General features: G+C 37.5%; 15 protein-coding genes. 14 read left to right on the plus strand and 1 reads right to left on the minus strand.

Going from position 1 to position 16,776, the window contains the following annotated elements:
* The first annotated feature begins 21 nt into the window (after window positions 1-21).
* The 6 genes from dat to C9J35_RS02860 all read left to right on the plus strand — a co-directional run bounded on the left by dat (window position 22) and on the right by C9J35_RS02860 (window position 6,333).
* Complete coding sequence (gene dat, locus C9J35_RS02835; RefSeq protein ID WP_107923354.1) at window positions 22-876, plus strand: D-amino-acid transaminase; 855 nt, start codon at window positions 22-24, stop codon at window positions 874-876.
* 162 nt (window positions 877-1,038) lie between these two features.
* Window positions 1,039-2,049, plus strand: a complete 1,011-nt coding sequence (locus C9J35_RS02840) for a nuclease-related domain-containing protein (RefSeq protein ID WP_054767242.1) — start codon at window positions 1,039-1,041, stop codon at window positions 2,047-2,049.
* 3 nt (window positions 2,050-2,052) lie between these two features.
* Window positions 2,053-2,979 (plus strand): diacylglycerol/lipid kinase family protein, encoded by a 927-nt coding sequence (locus tag C9J35_RS02845; RefSeq protein ID WP_107923355.1) that lies wholly within the window; start codon window positions 2,053-2,055, stop codon window positions 2,977-2,979.
* Between the two features lie 100 nt (window positions 2,980-3,079).
* Window positions 3,080-3,727, plus strand: a complete 648-nt coding sequence (gene trmB, locus C9J35_RS02850) for a tRNA (guanosine(46)-N7)-methyltransferase TrmB (protein ID WP_107923356.1) — start codon at window positions 3,080-3,082, stop codon at window positions 3,725-3,727.
* A gap of 19 nt (window positions 3,728-3,746) precedes the next feature.
* Window positions 3,747-4,610 (plus strand): YtnP family quorum-quenching lactonase, encoded by an 864-nt coding sequence (locus tag C9J35_RS02855; protein WP_107923357.1) that lies wholly within the window; start codon window positions 3,747-3,749, stop codon window positions 4,608-4,610.
* A gap of 496 nt (window positions 4,611-5,106) precedes the next feature.
* Window positions 5,107-6,333: a carboxylate--amine ligase gene (locus tag C9J35_RS02860; protein ID WP_107923358.1), complete on the plus strand. Its 1,227-nt coding sequence runs from the start codon at window positions 5,107-5,109 to the stop codon at window positions 6,331-6,333.
* A gap of 143 nt (window positions 6,334-6,476) precedes the next feature.
* On the opposite strand, the gene C9J35_RS02865 is transcribed toward C9J35_RS02860, so the two are convergent.
* Entirely contained in the window at window positions 6,477-6,791 is a 315-nt protein-coding gene (locus C9J35_RS02865; RefSeq protein WP_107923359.1) for a hypothetical protein, read from the minus strand.
* A 164-nt stretch (window positions 6,792-6,955) separates the two neighbouring features.
* Here C9J35_RS02865 and C9J35_RS02870 point away from each other — a divergent pair, with 164 nt between their 5' ends.
* The 8 genes from C9J35_RS02870 (at window position 6,956) to C9J35_RS02905 (ending at window position 16,702) form a co-directional block, all read left to right on the plus strand.
* Window positions 6,956-8,032 carry a M42 family metallopeptidase gene (locus C9J35_RS02870; RefSeq protein WP_107923360.1) on the plus strand — a complete coding sequence of 359 codons (1,077 nt, stop codon included), beginning with the start codon at window positions 6,956-6,958 and terminating at the stop codon, window positions 8,030-8,032.
* 59 nt (window positions 8,033-8,091) lie between these two features.
* A complete protein-coding gene (locus C9J35_RS02875; RefSeq protein WP_107923361.1) occupies window positions 8,092-8,613 on the plus strand; it encodes a DUF84 family protein in 522 nt (173 codons plus the stop codon).
* Window positions 8,614-8,707: 94 nt separating this feature from the next.
* A complete protein-coding gene (locus C9J35_RS02880; protein WP_054767244.1) occupies window positions 8,708-9,226 on the plus strand; it encodes a hypothetical protein in 519 nt (172 codons plus the stop codon).
* 331 nt (window positions 9,227-9,557) lie between these two features.
* On the plus strand, window positions 9,558-10,382 hold the full coding sequence (locus tag C9J35_RS02885; protein ID WP_107923362.1) for a DUF1444 domain-containing protein: 825 nt from the start codon (window positions 9,558-9,560) through the stop codon (window positions 10,380-10,382).
* Entirely contained in the window at window positions 10,379-10,993 is a 615-nt protein-coding gene (gene ytpR, locus C9J35_RS02890; RefSeq protein WP_054767245.1) for a YtpR family tRNA-binding protein, read from the plus strand. The genes C9J35_RS02885 and ytpR overlap by 4 nt, the downstream gene beginning before the upstream one ends.
* Before the next feature lie 211 nt (window positions 10,994-11,204).
* On the plus strand, window positions 11,205-14,426 hold the full coding sequence (locus C9J35_RS02895; RefSeq protein WP_107923363.1) for a DNA translocase FtsK: 3,222 nt from the start codon (window positions 11,205-11,207) through the stop codon (window positions 14,424-14,426).
* A 232-nt stretch (window positions 14,427-14,658) separates the two neighbouring features.
* Window positions 14,659-15,957, plus strand: coding sequence for a UDP-N-acetylmuramate--L-alanine ligase (murC, locus tag C9J35_RS02900; RefSeq protein ID WP_107923364.1), 1,299 nt, complete (start codon window positions 14,659-14,661; stop codon window positions 15,955-15,957).
* A 238-nt stretch (window positions 15,958-16,195) separates the two neighbouring features.
* A complete protein-coding gene (locus C9J35_RS02905; protein ID WP_107923365.1) occupies window positions 16,196-16,702 on the plus strand; it encodes a DUF948 domain-containing protein in 507 nt (168 codons plus the stop codon).
* The last annotated feature ends 74 nt before the right edge of the window (window positions 16,703-16,776 follow it).

Raw genomic sequence — 16,776 nt, forward strand, 5'->3', positions numbered from 1 at the left:
AAATGAAAAGGATGAATGGACATGGCATACTCATTATTGAATGATCAAATCGTTGAAGAAGGAACTATTGTAGTATCACCAGAAGACCGTGGTTACCAGTTTGGTGACGGCATTTATGAAGTAATCAAAGTATATAACGGAAATATGTTTACAGCACAAGAGCACATTGATCGTTTCTATGCCAGTGCCGAAAAAATTCGTCTTGTCATTCCTTATACTAAAGACGTTTTACACAAATTATTGCACGATTTAATTGAAAAAAATAATTTAGACACAGGTCATGTGTACTTTCAAATTACTCGTGGTACGAATTCTCGTAACCATATCTTCCCGGATGCGAGTGTACAAGCTGTACTAACAGGTAATGTGAAAGCTGGCGAGCGTTCAATCGAAAATTTCGAAAAAGGTGTAAAAGCAACATTAGTGGAAGATATCCGTTGGTTACGTTGTGACATCAAATCATTAAATTTACTTGGCGCTGTACTTGCGAAACAAGAAGCATCTGAAAAAGGTTGCTACGAAGCAATCTTACATCGTGGTGATACGGTAACTGAATGTTCATCTGCGAATGTTTATGGTATTAAAGATGGTAAACTTTATACGCACCCAGCAAATAACTACATCTTAAACGGTATTACACGTCAAGTTATTTTAAAATGTGCAGCAGAAATTGGTTTACCAGTGATTGAAGAGCCGATGACAAAAGGCGACTTATTAACTATGGATGAAATCATTGTATCATCTGTATCTTCAGAAGTGACTCCAGTAATTGATGTAGATGGTCATAAAATTGGTGCTGGTGTTCCTGGTGAATGGACACGCAAGCTACAAAAAGCATTTGAGGCAAAATTACCAATTTCAATCGAAGCGAAATAAAAATATGTCGTTAAAAAGGGCTACTCAAACCTTGATTGTCAACCAAGGTTTTAGGGTAGTTCTTTTTTATAGAACAAAATATGGATGTTTTCTCCTGAAACGTCATGTAAAATAAAAAAAGATGATGATTTACATGGGCAGTAAGATTGGAGTGACCTTAAAATGGCACAATTAGTAAAGATACAAGATTATGTTTCGCGTTATCAAATTGATTTAGCTAGATATCCAACACAATTTGTACGGTTAAAAAAAAACCAATGGGAACGTGTTAAACGTCAATGGGAATCGGGAGAAGAGATTAGTGAGTGGCAGCATGTCGACAATGATTCAGAAAATGAGCCATTTGAGGAAAAAGTGCGCTTTTCGTTAATTAAAAAGATTTTTGCTGGTCGTCAGAAGGAAGATATCAAAGAAGATATTGAGCAGCTAGAGGTAACGAATGATTTTGTGAATGAAGAGGATATAATTCCAGAAGAGGAAACGACGTTAACATTTGAACCTAAGATAGTGTATGCGCCGCAGTCTATACACGAATTGAAGCGGATGTTCATCGATCAATTTTTCCATTTCCAAATGAAGTGGGCGAGCTCAACTTTGCGAGAAAAATCGTATGTCGATCCTCGATTTATGCGAGACTCATTATTACGCACTTTATTGCAAAATTTACCGGATAATTATTTAGTGTTCTACTATCCTATTTTACAGGTGCGCAAAGCACCAATTGAACTTGATGTTGTTTTAATGTCACCAACAGAATGTATTTGTATTACAGTGCTTGAAGCTGATAATCAAGCAGTGTATGTAGGCAGTAGCGAAAGATTTTGGGTGAAAAAGGTTGGCACAAAGGATTTTAAAATACTCAATCCTATGATCAATTTAAGCCGCATGGAATCGGTTTTAACACAGTTATTTAAGCAAGACAACATAGATATGCCTATTCGAAAAGTTGTGTTAACACGTAATGGCTATTTCGATTATCCGGGATCATCCTTTAGCATACAGTTTGTGGATCACCGCAATTATGGGGAATGGATGCAACAGTTGAAAAAGGTTTCCTCTCCTATGAAGCATATGCAAATACGCGCTGCACAAACGATTTTAAATAATGTGCAAACGACGTCCTTTAACCGTGATATTTGGCAACAAACATCGCAGCCATCAACTGAGGATTAATATATGGTTGTATTATTTATTGTAAATGAGGCTGCTGGGAATGGGAAAGGAAAGAAAGTTTGGCGCCGTCTTCAACAGCATTTAACCATGAACTATGAAGTTGCCTTTACAAAATATGAAGGGCACGGACTTGAAATTGCAAGGCAATGGGCACATGGTACACAAACCAAAAAGCTCATTGTCATTGTAGGCGGGGATGGCACGATTCATGAAGTTGTCAGTGGTGTTGTACATAATGACCTTATTGTCGTAGGAGTTGTACGCGCGGGCTCAGGGAATGATTTCGCACGATATTTTCCGATATTTCGAAATGCTAAACAAATTGAGAGTTATTTACGGAATGAATTAATAGGAATTTCGATGGATGTAGGAATGATTCAGCTTGGAACAATGCAAAATAAGCTATTTGTAAATAATGCAGGTATTGGCTTCGATGCATATGTTACGAAGCAGATTAATAAGTCACGACTTAAATATTATCTCAATAAAATTGGGCTTGGTAAACTCTCCTATGCTGTAGCTGTTGTGAGAGGGTTATTTAGTTTTGAGCGTTTTAATGTGACAGTACGAACAAACGATCAAGAGTGGTATTTCAAGGAGGCATGGTTTGTCGCCATGAGTAATCAGCCCTATTTTGGTGGCGGCATGAAAATTTCACCTATGTCAAAACCCGATGATGGAAAAATTGAAGTGACGATTGTTTACGGTATTTCACGTTTGAAATTATTGCTTGTTTTTGCGACTGTTTTTTTCGAAAAGCATACTAGTTTTAAAGAAATTACTTTTTTGCAAAACAATCACTTTGAGATTATCGTGGACTCTGACAAGATTGATAGTCATGCAGATGGAAACTATATTGGTGAAATTGAGCAGGGGACGATTATTCATTGTACAGTAAAACAGCATGCATGGAAGATTATGGATAAATGAAGAAACGTCATTTTGCAATAATTTTATGCGAAATTGATGGTTTTACGTTATACTATAAAAAATCATTAAATAATTACCTAGAAGGAAATGAGGAAGAACATTGAGATTAAGAAATAAGCCTTGGGCAGAGGAAATGATTACAAGTCATCCAGAGGTGATCATTCCAAATCCTGAAGACTTTAAAGGAAATTGGCAAGCTGTTTTTGGCAATGATAATCCGCTACATATTGAGGTTGGTACAGGGAAAGGGCAATTTGTGACAGGGATGGCCTTACAAAACCCAAGTATCAATTATATTGGTATAGAGCTTTATGATAGTGTGATAGTTTGTGCATTAGAAAATATCTTAGAGGCTAAATCTCCAGCAAATTTACGTTTATTAAAAGTAAATGGTGCGGATTTATATAAATTTTTCGAGAAAAACGATGTAGAACGCGTGTATTTGAATTTCTCAGATCCTTGGCCAAAACTTCGCCATGCAAAGCGTCGTCTAACGCATGAGGGTTTTTTGAAATTATATGAGTCGATTTTAGTTGATAATGGGGAGGTCCATTTCAAAACGGACAACCGTGGCTTGTTTGAGTATTCGTTAATTAGTATGTCTGAATATGGCATGTTATTGAAGTATGTATCACTCGACCTACATGCGAATATGCCTGAGGATAATATTATGACAGAATATGAGCAGAAGTTTTCTGCAAAGGGGCAACCAATTTATCGTCTAGAATCACAGTTCATCACAAAATAGTTTTCTAGGGGGAGTATGGATGGATCAATTACAGTTTCACAACATGTCATTATCATGGCTAAACGGGGGTGTCACTTGCCTTGATGGCGGTGCAATGTTTGGTGTTGTACCAAAGCCACTTTGGTCACGTAAATATCCAGTAAATGAAAAAAATCAAATCGAATTACCAACCGAGCCTATCTTAATTCAATATGAAGGTAAAAACTATATTATTGATACAGGTGTTGGCTTTAACAAGTTAAATGAAAAGCAATTACGTAACTATGGTGTAACTGAGGAATCTACATTAGCTGATAGTTTACAGGAGCTTGGTTTAACGACTGCAGATATTGATGTTGTGTTAATGACACATTTGCATTTCGATCATGCTGGCGGTTTAACACAATGGGAAGGTAATGTTTTAGTCCCTACATTCCCAAATGCAAAAATTTACGTGACAAAGATTGAATGGGATGAAATGCGTAAGCCAAATATTCGCTCGAAAAACACGTATTGGAAAGAAAACTGGGAGCCCGTACAACATTTAGTGGAAACCTATGAGGGCAAATTACAAGTAACACCAGGCATCGAAATGATTCATACAGGTGGTCATAGCAATGGACATGCTATCATTAAATTAACACAAAATGGTGAAGTGCTATTGCATATGGCGGATATTATGCCAACACATGCTCACCAGAATCCGTTATGGGTATTAGCATATGACGATTATCCAATGACGAGTGTATTTGCTAAAGAAGGTATTATGAAAGAAGCATTAGAAAACGGTTATGGATTTATTTTCTATCATGATGCATATTACCGCATGATTAAATGGGATGCGACGGGCAAGGAAATTGTAGATAAGTTAGAACGTAGCAGACAAGCTGTTATTACTTTCTAATCAGGGAGAACGTGTGAACCTTTGTGTTCACGCGTTTTTTTATGCTCAGGAAATTATAGATTTGTAGAAAAATCATTTCGCAATGGTAAAAAGGGAAGTCATTAATTTTGTATGATTCAGCTATGTGAGAACGTCTACTTTCTGATTATTGATAACACCCATTGTCCAGTAAGAGTTCGCGAGCGACTAGCCCCCTTATAATAGCTTCGGTCAGCCGAACTATTCCACTGCCGTGGCTGAAATCTCTCATACGTGCGCATAATTTTTTCTGATAATATAACCATCGGGAAAAATCGTTCTATTCCATTTAATCGTTATGATCAAAGAAGGCCATTTGCTGTTCAAAGACCTACAAGTTGCGTAGCGACGCAGAGATACCGCCAACAGAGGGCAAGCCTAAGTTTTCGAAAAATTGTTTTGGGTTTTTTCGTGAACATTTTGGAAAATATGATACACTAAAAGCTATACTAAAACATAAAAGAGAGTTGAAATAACGATGGCAATGGAGCAACCATTTTTACCAATATTATTAGGGTCAGATATGAATGCATATGGCATGGCACGTGCATTTTTCGAAGCATATGGCATTAAACCACTCGTACTAGGACGTTCACATTTAACGGCTACACAGGATAGCCATATTTTAGATTTTCAAGAAATAGATCGTCTTAATGAACAGGACGTATTCGCTCCTGCACTCGCAGAAGTGGCAAAAAAATATGCAGATAAAAAATTACTGCTACTGGCTTGTGGTGATGATTATGCAAAACTAATCATTAAAAACAAACTCGCATTACAGGAGCATTTTACAGTACCCTATATTGACGAATCCTTAATGGATGAAATTTTACTGAAAGAAAACTTCTATAAAATGTGTGAGAAGTACAACTTTAAGTATCCAGGGACGACAACGGTAACGGCTGAAAATTATCATTCCTTTACACCACCGTTCGATTATCCAATTATTTTAAAGGCATCGAACTCAGTAGAATATTGGGCTTGTAAATTTCCAGGAAAGAAAAAAGTTTTCATCGCGCATGATGAAGCAGAAAAAACAGCAATTTTAAAAGCAATCTATAGTTCGACCTACCAAGATACAATGATTATTCAAGAGTTCATCCCAGGCGATGATTCTTATATGCGTGTTTTAAATGCGTACGTAGGAAAAGACGGTAAAGTTAAGTTAATGTGTCTTGGTAACCCTATTTTGGAAGAGCATTCTCCAGAAGGTATTGGTAGTTATGCAGCAATTGTTACAACATATGATAAAGAATTAATGGACCAAGTTCGTTTCTTCTTAGAGGATATAGGTTATACTGGTTTTGCAAATTTTGATATGAAATATGATATACGTGACAAACAGTATAAGTTGTTTGAAATTAATTTACGTAACGGCCGCTCAAGTTATTATGTTACAGCAAGTGGTCATAATTTAATGAAATACGTAGCTGATGACCATATATTAAATATTGAACAAGATGTAACCTATGTCGAGGACAAGCATTTGTGGATGATTATTCCAAAGGGTGTACTTTTTAAATATGCATCGAATGAAAAACTAAAGTTAGAAGCGCAAAAATTGATTCGTGAAGGGAAGTATACGAACTCACTTTACTTTAATGAGGATATGAATGCGAAACGTTGGGTGAAGCTAACGTTAAATAACTTAAACTACTACAGAAAATACAAAAAGTATTTTAATAATAAAGGACTATCTGAGTAAAATGAAAAGGGGCTGTCTCATATATTTGAGGCATCCCCTTTTTTGTACAAATGCAGCAAAAGATTAAAAATCTAGAATTTGACTCGAGTAGGTTTAACTAGCAATTAGTGGGGATGAAAAAAATGCCCACTGATTGAAGTGCTTTACACTTCTGTTAGGTCAACAACAACGCCAGAACGAGCATCAGCAGCAAATTCGAATGTTTGCATTTCACCCTCATGCATGCGTGAAATACCACCACGGTAAACAGGAATTGTCATGAAACCATTCGTGAAACTATCTGTCTTCATATAAATCCACGAACCGTCTATCGGTGCATCCTTTTTAAATTCTTTTTTTATGTTTTCAAGTACTTGTCCAGCAGGCACATATGGAGAAACTTTTTCACTTGCTTCTTTAATAATGACTGCGGCGGCTAGGCCTGTTGCAACACCAATTAAAAAATCGCGTAATTTCATGGTTTTATCCTCCTTTTCCTATAACTTCATTTTATCATAGCTCAGAGAGTGAATGCACGTTCATAGTTGGGGACTATTATGAAATATATCAATATTTCGACTTCGGAAATAAATATGATACAATAGCAAGGAAGAAAATTCTACTTCGTGGGGAGAGAGTCATCATGAATGAGGAAACATTACAATTATTCAAAACATTAACTGAGTTACCAGGCGCACCGGGTGATGAACATGCAGTACGCGCGTTCATGCGTTCTGAGTTAGAAAAATACTCTGATGAAATCATTCAAGATAATTTAGGTGGTATTTTTGGTGTAAGGCATAGTGATGTAGCAGATGCACCGAAAATTTTAGTAGCAGGTCATATGGATGAAGTGGCATTTATGGTCACATCAATTACAGACAACGGCATGATCCGCTTCCAAACGTTAGGCGGTTGGTGGAATCAAGTAATGCTTGCCCAGCGTGTTGATGTGTTTACAAAAAATGGTCCAATTCCTGGAGTCGTGTCCTCGATTCCACCTCATTTACTAACAGATGCTGAACGAGCAAAACCAATGGATATAAAAAATATGTTAATCGATGTTGGGGCCGACAGTAAGGATGATGCTATAGCAATCGGTGTACGTCCAGGTCAATCAATCATTCCTGTATGTTCCTTTACACCGATGGCCAATCCCAAAAAAATTATGGCAAAAGCTTGGGATAACCGATATGGCTGTGGACTTGCGGTTGAATTAATGAAAGAAGTCAAGAATGAAAAATTAGCTAGTCATTTATATTCTGGTGCTAATGTGATGGAAGAGGTTGGGCTACGAGGTGCTCAAGTATCAGCAAATATGATTAAACCAGATTTATTCTTTGCATTAGATGCTTCTCCTGCAAATGATGTATCTGGTGATAAAAATCAATTTGGTCAGCTTGGTAAAGGAACTTTGCTACGAATTCTTGATCGTTCAATGGTAACACACCGTGGCATGCGTGAGTTCATTTTAGATACAGCGGAATCAAATCATATTCCGTATCAATATTTTGTATCACAAGGCGCTACAGATGCTGGTCGTGTACATACTGCAAATGATGGTGTTCCTAGTGCTGTCATTGGCGTTTGTTCACGTTATATTCATACTTCTGCATCAATTATTCATGTTGATGATTACGCTGCAGCGAAAGCATTAATTGTAGAATTAGTGAAAAAAGCGGACCGTTCGACATTAGAGTCAATTCGGGCTAATGTATAAAGTAAAATGAAAGATGCCTATTAAGGCATCTTTTTCTATATATAGAAAGAGGGATATTCATGAACATAGCGATTGGTACTACAAATAAAGCAAAAACTCAAGCAGTTGAAGCTATCGTTAAACAATATTTTGAAAAAGTTGTTTTTACATATGTCAAAGCTGACTCTGGGGTGTCTGACCAACCTATAACAACAGAAGAAACAAGACAAGGTGCGATAAATCGTGCCAAAAATACATTGCATGCTACAGGTGCAGCTTTATCTTTTGGACTGGAAGGCGGTGTTACTGAAATGGAAGGTGACATGTACATCTGCAACTGGGGAGCTCTTGTCTTAGCGGATGGCACAATTTTCACGGCCTCTGGTGCACAAATTATATTGCCAAAGGAAATTGCCCGGGAAATAAGAGCTGGGAAGGAACTTGGTCCTGTTATGGAAGCATATACACAGCGTCTGGATATTCGCCAAGGTGCAGGAGCTGTAGGTATTTTTACGCAAAATGTGGTAAGTCGTCAGTCTATGTTTGAGCATATTGTCGCGCTGTTAATTGGACAATATTTGTTCACATTAGCAGCTGAATAGTGTCTTTGAACTAGTGATATTGGTGCAGAGTAGTTGCAACTTTACTAAATTTTTTTTAAAATAAAAAAAAGTTAGCAATGAAAGGAAGATAGAAATGTCTCGTAAGTGGCTACAAGCATTGACTTTACTGCTTTTGATTTTGGGACTTTCTGGCTGCAATCAATCTGTCGATGAACAAATTGCAAGTGGACTTAAAATAACGGAAACTGTTTTTGCCGAGAAGCCAGAAGACCATACAGATAAAATAGGAGATATTCAATTATTTTTACCGACTAAATTCAAAATCGAGGACAGCTCAGATAAATATAATATTTTAATATCTAAGGGAAAAGAATCTTATATTCTTTTCATCAATGATCGGGAAGAATCAGACAGCAAACTTTATTATAATTTATTAAAAGAAGACAGCTCAAAAGAAATTATCAAAGAGCATACTTTTGAAAAAGACGAAAGTTTCGGGTTTTCAGCTATCTCTAAAACAGAGAAAGAGAATGAATTTGAGCTAATTGTTAGTAGTGGGGGCGTAAAAATGACGACCATTTCACAAGCTAAAAATATTGAAGATAATCTACATGAGATGACGAAAATCGTTCATTCGGTTAAGATTAAATAATTGCATAGTTTTGAACACAACGGTTGACAAACATGTGAGCCGTTTTTTATTTTGAACTTTATTCAGGGGTTGCCAAAAAGTTGGCTGAATAAAATTTAAAACTATGATTGATGTCATGGATTTTAAAAGGATAAAATTGTGGATGTTAGATTTTACAATGCTATTGTATATGCTGGTAAACGAAGCAACAGGCGCAATGACTAAGTTGTTCTGCATAGGTGTTTCAATAGCTTTGGTGAATGACTGACTATGATACAAGCCTAAGGGCAATTATTTAATCACAGACACACATTTATACGGAGACGTATTTGATAGAAAGGACGTGTACTAGGTGAAGCAAATAACATCAGAGCAACTTGTGTCTTTGTTAAAAAGACAATTAAACGAGCAGAAATTCGATTTTGAATTTGACAAAAAGCATGATAAATTACGCTTAAACCATAAAAAAATAGGGAAAGGAATGGATCTTTCCTTACCAGGTATTTTAGCAAAATATAGTGAAAAACAAGAAGTGGCTCTCAACGAAGTCGTATATACAATTGAACAAACCTTTATAGCAATGGGGCAGGAGATGGAACAAGGGTTCCAAACAGCTACGCAAATTTTCCCTGTGATACGTGCAACATCCTACCCACAAGCATCAAAAGAGGGGCATGCATTTATCACTACAGAACATACGGCAGAAACGAGGGTTTTTTATGCACTTGATTTAGGGAAAACATACCGTTTTATCGATGAGTCAATGCTAGAGGCACTCCAATTGACAGTAGAGCAAATTCGTGAAATGGCACGTTTTTCTGTCAAGCAGTTACCAACTGTCTATAAGAAAGATGAAGTAGCTGGTAATGTCTTTTATTTTGTGAATGCCAATGATGGCTATGATGCAAGCAGGATTTTAAATGAAGGCTTTTTAAAAGACATGCGTGCTCAAATAGAGGGGGATATGACGGTATCCGTTCCCCACCAAGATGTATTAATACTAGGTGATATTCGTAATGAAACAGGTTATGATGTATTAGCACAGATGACAATGCATTTCTTTACTGTAGGCACAGTACCGATTACATCGTTATCATTTATTTATGAAGAAGGGGAATTAGAACCAATCTTCATTCTAGCGAAAAACAGAGTGAAAAAGGAGCAAGAAGAACAATGAATGTATTTTACAACAAAGAGCATGTAGGAGACGTATTATTAGTGCAATTAGCGACAGAGGCTATTGTGAAAACAGTGGTTGAGCGTGTTGGCGATATTGCCATTTTAAAAGAAGCACAAACTGGAGAGATTAAAGCTTTTAACTTGTTTAACGCAAGCAACTATGTACAAACAGAGGCACGAGGAAATGTTGAAGTGACACCAGCATTTGTAGCACAACTTGAAGCTGCTATTGCGAAGAATGGCGCTACAATTAGTCTTGATGTTGATTTCTCTCCAAAATTCGTGGTTGGCTATGTAGAAACAAAGGAAAAGCATCCAAATGCTGATAAATTAAGTATTTGTACTGTGAATGTAGGTGAAAAGAACTTACAGATCGTTTGTGGTGCACCGAATGTTGAAGCTGGACAAAAAGTAGTAGTGGCTAAAATTGGCGCAGTTATGCCTTCTGGTATGCTTATTAAAGAAGGGAATTTACGAGGAGTTGATTCATTTGGCATGTTATGCTCGGCCCGTGAATTAGCGATTCCAAATGCGCCGTCAGAAAAGGGAATTTTAGTATTACCGGAAGAAGCGGAAATTGGTAGTGCTTTTGAAGCACCAACTCGTTAAAAGTATATTATATATTCAAAAATCGTTATGTTACCATTGTTGCTGGTGGCGTAACGATTTTTTTGTTAAGCTTGGGCCTATAAATGCAAGTTTCTATATCACTTTTATGGTATGCTTTTTTATATAGACGTAGACTTTGTTTTTAAAAGTCTCTCTTTTGAAAACCTAGACAACGCTATAAACGAAGTGTAAGAGAAATGAGTGAAACAAAGTGAATTGGTTTAAAAAACAAATAGATAAAATTATAAATAGAGATGAATATGAATACGAATATGAAGATGATTATGACTATGAAAATTATCAGGAACAACAAGTGCAGCAACAACCAACGGAAACATCAGCAACTAAGCAAAAGGCTTTTCGCTTTCCATTAATTGAGGACGAAGAGATTGAACCGTTAACAGAATCGAAAGAGATGTTCATCCAAAACGACGACAACTACTATGGACAAATTGAAGATTTATCGTTACCGAAGCATTTACATAATCATATCGTAGATTCACGAGTTTACGATGTGGAAGTTTCGGGCATTCGTGAGCTTTTGGAAAATCGTACGAAGCGCACTGGCAGAAAGACAATTACGCGAAGTCAGCCAGAGCAAGAAAACCGTTCAAAGGCACGTATGGTTTTTCGTGATGCGCAATATGAGCCAGTGACTCAAAAGGAAGCTACGCCTAAGAAAGAACCGATTGTTGATAGTAGCTTGCCACAAAATCGTAAACGTTTTGTCCCAACGGATGTACCTTCACCAGTCTACGGCTTTGCTAAGCCAAGCCCAATTGAACAATTATTAAATAAACGTAAGGAAGAAAATGATAGTGAAATCCCTTCCATACCTGTGTCTGTAAAAGAAGCGACAACAAATGAGGCTCTTGAAAATATACTAGTAGGAAAAGTGCCTAGTCTGACACAACAGGATGAAATTAATCAGGCTAAGGAGCCTAACGTTATTGAAGCTACAGCACAACAACCAATAACCTTTGATGAAGCTCAGTTTGAAGAACAGCAACCAGTAACCTTTGATGAGGTTCAAGATGAGAAGCAGCAGCCAATCACTTTTGATGAGGTTCAGGTTGAGGAACAACAGCCAGTTATCTTTGATGAGGTTCAGGTAGATGAAATAACCCAAACAAATGATTTAACGAATACAGCTGTACCGCAAACGTCATCTTTTGCAGTTGGTTTCGAAGAGCAAGTGAAGGAAGCTGTACAGCAAGAACTCGCTCTCGATCAACTTTCTGCTAACGAATCGGATATTCATGTTAAAGAAGTTATTGTGGAACAAGTACAAATCGAAAATTCTACAATTCACATTGGTGAAGTGACAGTTGTACAGCCAACCACGGATGAAGAAATCGAGCAAGAGGGCTTAGATGAGCAAGCTGATAAAGCAACTATTAAGCAAGAAAAAAGCCGTATTCCTTTTAATGTTTTAATGTTAAAAACAGATAAAGAGAAGTGGCAAAACCGCCAACAGCTTAAAGTAACACCGTCATTTATAAGTGACGAAACTCATAAGACTGAGCCAATTGTGGAGTCGACTGAGTCAATTCGAAATAATAAAATCGTTGAGTCTACAGAACTTATTCCAAATAATAAAATCGTTGAGTCGACTGATCCTATACCTAATAATGAAATCGTAAAATCAACGGAAGAAGAGTCAGCGCACACAACATCGTTTGTGGTGAAGGAAGCAGAGTTACCCCTTCCAAATAAGGAATCTGCAAATACAACATTAGAAAATGTAGCGGAAATTACTATGTCACCAGTTGCAACAATGATTCGCCCGTCGACGGTAGAAAATACTGCGATGGTAGTGGAAGGATCCGATGAAATTTCAGCAACTACATTCATGGATACGGAGGTAATTGTTGATCAAGCACTTGTAGAGGAAAAGATTGATGTGGCAGGTGTTACGGGCAATTCTAAAGTAGTCGAGGAAGATTCACAAGAACAGTGTCAAATAGCCGCAACATTGCCTGAAAAGGAGGAGCCAATTGTTACAACTCCGAAACCAGTCAAAGTGTATCATAAGCCAGGTGAGGAGTTTTTAGAACCACCTGAGGAAAAAACGCAAGATACTGAGTGGATGGAGCAACAAGGAGATACATTAGTCGAAGCTCTTTCTTATTTCCAGGTATCCGCTCAAATTGAATCCATTATGCAAGGTCCAGCCGTCACGCAATTTGAAATAACCGTCAGTCATGGAACAAAAGTTAGTAAAATTCGTAACCTAGCAGATGATTTGAAGCTGGCATTGGCAGCAAAGGACATTCGAATTCAGGCACCAATCCCTGGTAAAAGCTCTATTGGCATAGAAATTCCAAACCGCGTGTCTCGTGCTGTTCGTTTATCAGAAGTGACAAATAGTGCCTCCTTCCTCGAATCGGATTCGCCACTGGAAGCAGCACTGGGGCTTGATTTAACAGGAAAGCCTGTAACGATTGATTTACGAAAAATGCCACACGGCTTAATTGCCGGGGCTACGGGTTCAGGGAAATCAGTTTGTATTAATTCCATTTTGGTTAGCTTATTATATAAGGCTGCACCACATGAGTTAAAGCTAATGCTAATAGACCCAAAAATGGTAGAACTTGCTCCGTTCAACCATATTCCTCATTTAGTCAGTCCAGTTATTACAGATGTTAAGGCTGCAACGGCGGCATTAAAATGGGCAGTTGAGGAGATGGAGCGTCGTTATCAGTTATTTGCACATGCGGGTGCGCGCGATATTACGCGTTATAATGCACTAGCCGATAAAAATAATGAACACAGTTTAAAATTACCGTATATTTTAATTGTCATTGACGAGCTAGCAGATTTAATGATGATGTCTCCTGCAGATGTGGAGGAGGCGATTTGTCGTATTGCCCAAAAGGCACGTGCTTGTGGTATTCATTTAATTGTTGCGACACAAAGACCGTCTGTAGACGTTATTACAGGGCTTATCAAATCAAATATCCCCACACGTATTGCCTTCGCGGTATCTTCACAAATAGATTCGCGGACAATATTAGATGGGCAAGGAGCAGAAAGATTACTTGGACGAGGCGATATGCTATATTTAGGTAATGGAATGTCTGCGCCTGTACGTTTGCAAGGGACATTTGTGACGGATGATGAAATAGAAGCGATCATAGACCATGTTCGTGAGCAAGGTGAACCTGATTACATCTTCGATCAAGAGGAGCTCTTAAAGAAAATCGAAGTGTCCGCAGAGCAGGATGATTTGTTTGAGGATGTTTGCCGATTTGTTTATGAACAAGGTGGGGCCTCTACGTCTCTTATTCAACGTAAGTATCATATCGGTTATAACCGTGCTGCACGATTAATTGATATGTTAGAATCTCATGGTTTTGTGTCAGAGGCAAGAGGGAGTAAACCACGTGAAAGTTATATTACTGAGCAAGATTTAATTGCTATGTTTGAATAATAATTGCAGTGTTTTCGTACAGATTATCTGACTTTCGTCGAAATTAGTTTTTTTAGAAAAGTTGCACATTTATCCTTATGCATAAATAGTGCTATAATAGACAAGATGTTTTGAACAGTACGTAATTTTTTGTGCTTGAAAAGGTATTAATACCTAATATTTAGAGCATAAAAAATACGATACACCTAATAGATGATAGATGGGATTTAGTATTTCCCGGGGGGTTTAATTAATGACAGTTTTTCATTTCACAGGCATTAAAGGTTCTGGCATGAGTTCACTTGCACAAATCTTATTCGATGCTGGTGAACAAGTACAGGGCTCAGACATTGACAAGTATTTCTTCACGGAGCAACCGTTACGTGATCGTAATATTCCAATTTTTACATTTAATGCAGATAATATTAAACAAGGTATGACGGTAATTGCAGGAAATGCGTTTCCTGATGAACATCCAGAATTAGTACGTGCACGTGAAATTGGTGTCGAAATTATTCGTTATCACAAGTTTTTAGGCGATTATATTGGGAATTACACTTCAATTGCAATTACGGGTGCTCATGGTAAAACTTCTACTACGGGTTTAATGGCCCATGTTGTAGGTGGCTATAAACCAACATCGTATTTAATCGGTGATGGCACTGGTGCTGGGCATGAGAGTGCTGACTTCTTTGTGATGGAAGCATGTGAATACCGTCGACACTTTTTAGCGTATAATCCAGATTACGCCGTAATGACTAATATTGATTTTGATCATCCAGACTATTTCGCAAACATAGAAGATGTATATTCAGCTTTCCAATCGCTGGCGTTACAAGTGAAAAATGCCATCATTGCATGTGGTGATGATGAACATCTTCAACGAATTCAAGCAAAAGTACCTGTTGTTTATTATGGATTTGGTGCTGAAAATGATTTTGAAGCACGAAATGTTGAGAAGACTACAAAGGGAACAACGTTTGATGTATTTGTTCGTAATGAGTTTTATAGCACTTTCTTCATTCCGTTATTTGGAGATCATGCTGTATTAAATACCTTAGCTGTCATTACACTTTGTCAATATGAAGGGATATCTCCAGAGATTATTCAAGAACGTTTGAACACCTATAAAGGTGTAAAAAGACGTTTCACTGAAACGGATATTGGCAATAATGTATTAATAGATGATTACGCACACCATCCAACGGAAATTCGTGCAACGATTCAATCGGCTCGTCAAAAATTTCCTGAACGTGAACTTGTAGCTATTTTCCAGCCGCATACATTTACACGTACACAAGCTTTTTTACAAGACTTTGCTGATAGCCTAAGCCTTGCAGATACAGCTTACCTGTGTGATATATTCGGTTCGGCAAGGGAGACACAAGGTGCCCTTTCAATCCAAGATTTAGCTTCACTGATTGAGGGAAGTGCTGTGATAACTACTGAAGGTATCGAAGTGTTAATGAAGCATGAAGGCGCAGTATTTTTATTTATGGGCGCTGGAGATGTCCACAAATTCCAAGATGCTTTTGAAGCCTTGCTAAAATGATTCATACCTGTTTTATTTGTCAAAAGGACAGTGAAATGTATCAGGACATGTAAAAGTTCATGCGACTAAAAGTAGCAATATTACTTTTAGCCAAAATGATAGAACAATGTAACAGCTTAATCCGCAAGGAATAAGCTGTTTTTTCTCAAAAATGAGAAGGAATTCAGTTTTTTTTGTCGAAGATAGGGAAAGTAATAGTAATAGTATTCGTAATTCTTACTAGCGGGAGGTCTTGATTATGGAAGTTATTTTGTATATTGCTGCAATTATTGCCGCAATCGGTTTTTTAGTTTTATGTGTGAGCATTGGTATGACGCTATTTTCGCTCAAATCAATTCTTAACAGCCTAGCAGGTACTTTAGCAGGCATCGAGGGACAAATGGAAGGTATTACACGCGAAACGACTTCCTTATTAACGAAAACAAATAGCTTAGCTGAGGATATTCAAGATAAATCCAAACAGTTAAATTCTGTTGTTCATGCAGTCAAAGGAATTGGAGACTCTGTGAACGGTTTAAATACTTCGGTACAGCAAATTACTTCATCTATTTCAACAAATATTGAGCAAAATGAAGAAAAAATCGCACAGGTTGTGCAGTGGAGTAATGTTGCAATGGGCATTGCTGATAAGTGGAAGAAGCGTAAAATAATCGAGCAGGCTCCAGAAGTTGTGCGAAAGGACCCATATTCTTACGAAACAGTATATGAGGACAAGCCGAAAAGAAAATGGGGTCGTAAAAAATAATTATTATTTGGATGGCGTTTAACTGCCAACTGAATAAAAATAAAGCCTCACGCGTATGTTTATTTGCCGGACAC

The organism is Lysinibacillus parviboronicapiens (genome assembly GCF_003049575.1).
GTDB classification, from domain to species: Bacteria; Bacillota; Bacilli; order Bacillales_A; family Planococcaceae; genus Lysinibacillus; species Lysinibacillus parviboronicapiens.

Coding starts and splice junctions, on each gene's coding strand:
- C9J35_RS02860 (WP_107923358.1), top strand. CDS start 5,107: ATGGCAATGGAGCAACCATTTTTACCAATATTATTAGGGTCAGATATG.
- C9J35_RS02845 (WP_107923355.1), top strand. CDS start 2,053: ATGGTTGTATTATTTATTGTAAATGAGGCTGCTGGGAATGGGAAAGGA.
- C9J35_RS02870 (WP_107923360.1), top strand. CDS start 6,956: ATGAATGAGGAAACATTACAATTATTCAAAACATTAACTGAGTTACCA.
- dat (WP_107923354.1), top strand. CDS start 22: ATGGCATACTCATTATTGAATGATCAAATCGTTGAAGAAGGAACTATT.
- C9J35_RS02905 (WP_107923365.1), top strand. CDS start 16,196: ATGGAAGTTATTTTGTATATTGCTGCAATTATTGCCGCAATCGGTTTT.
- C9J35_RS02855 (WP_107923357.1), top strand. CDS start 3,747: ATGGATCAATTACAGTTTCACAACATGTCATTATCATGGCTAAACGGG.
- murC (WP_107923364.1), top strand. CDS start 14,659: ATGACAGTTTTTCATTTCACAGGCATTAAAGGTTCTGGCATGAGTTCA.
- C9J35_RS02840 (WP_054767242.1), top strand. CDS start 1,039: ATGGCACAATTAGTAAAGATACAAGATTATGTTTCGCGTTATCAAATT.
- C9J35_RS02880 (WP_054767244.1), top strand. CDS start 8,708: ATGTCTCGTAAGTGGCTACAAGCATTGACTTTACTGCTTTTGATTTTG.
- C9J35_RS02875 (WP_107923361.1), top strand. CDS start 8,092: ATGAACATAGCGATTGGTACTACAAATAAAGCAAAAACTCAAGCAGTT.
- C9J35_RS02865 (WP_107923359.1), bottom strand. CDS start 6,791: ATGAAATTACGCGATTTTTTAATTGGTGTTGCAACAGGCCTAGCCGCC.
- ytpR (WP_054767245.1), top strand. CDS start 10,379: ATGAATGTATTTTACAACAAAGAGCATGTAGGAGACGTATTATTAGTG.